We start from the raw sequence: 897 nt of genomic DNA, 5'->3' as shown, positions 1-897 counted from the left end.
ACGGCGGGGAAAGCAGTTGCCGGAAATGCTGGAAGCCGCGCTGTTATCGGTAGTCACTGGGACTCAGGGCTAAACCCACACCCGACGTTAAACCAGAGCCACAATGTCGGTGGTATCGGAATGAGCAATCAGGAAATATTTTCGCAGCGTGGCAGTGGGCTGATATCAACCTACCGGTTGCTTTCGTTTGGCGAATATCGGACAGATGATATCTCATCAACATTGAGATCCCGAGATGATAAAAGCGCCACTGATTTAGTGGCGATTGCACTGGCAGGCAACACGATAAACCGGGCGCCTCAGAATGGCGGTAATGGTATCGGCTATCACCCTGAAATTTCCTACACGCTGACCACAACAGATGTTCACGGTGTGAATTATGGTTATGTCGTGCGTCGTTTAACGCCCGTAGAGTGCGAGCGATTACAGGGTTTTCCTGATAATCACACACAGATCCCATGGAACGGCAAAACATCAGAAAATTGTCCTGATGGCCATCGCTACCGGGCAATCGGTAATTCTATGGCCGTACCTGTTATGGCGTGGATTGGGAAACGGATCTTAATGCAGAGGTCAGTATGAACGGAAATATTTCAAATTTTGGCATCGTTATTCGAATTAACGGCAAAACGGGAATGATTCACATGTCCCCTTCAATGAAACGGCTGTTATCAGCCCTTTGCCTAAACAGTTTAAAAGAAGATGGCCCACTTAAGTTTATGCCGATGGAAGGACTTGAATTAATACCTGATGTAGAAACCTTTGGGGAACAGGAAAACCAGAAATGAATAACATCACCTTAAATTTAAATACCGAAATTGTTTACAACATTAACCGTAAATTTGTTTTAGATTTATTCGTCTGGCAGAAACGCTGGAAAGCCAATCAACATCACCG

At 45.5% G+C, this 897-nt stretch carries 1 protein-coding gene and 1 pseudogene; both read left to right on the top strand.

Annotated elements, in window-relative coordinates:
* A pseudogene (locus tag NXS07_RS20385) lies at window positions 1-561 on the top strand (DNA cytosine methyltransferase); the annotation flags it as partial.
* A 17-nt stretch (window positions 562-578) separates the two neighbouring features.
* Complete coding sequence (locus NXS07_RS20380; RefSeq protein WP_038248669.1) at window positions 579-788, top strand: hypothetical protein; 210 nt, start codon at window positions 579-581, stop codon at window positions 786-788.
* Window positions 789-897 lie beyond the last annotated feature (109 nt).

This window comes from Xenorhabdus bovienii (assembly GCF_024721015.1).
In the GTDB taxonomy this organism is placed as follows: domain Bacteria; phylum Pseudomonadota; class Gammaproteobacteria; order Enterobacterales; family Enterobacteriaceae; genus Xenorhabdus; species Xenorhabdus bovienii.
The sequence above is the reverse complement of the archived record's forward strand: the minus strand, read 5'-3'. Positions and strand labels throughout refer to the sequence as shown.

Coding starts and splice junctions, on each gene's coding strand:
- NXS07_RS20380 (WP_038248669.1), top strand. CDS start 579: ATGAACGGAAATATTTCAAATTTTGGCATCGTTATTCGAATTAACGGC.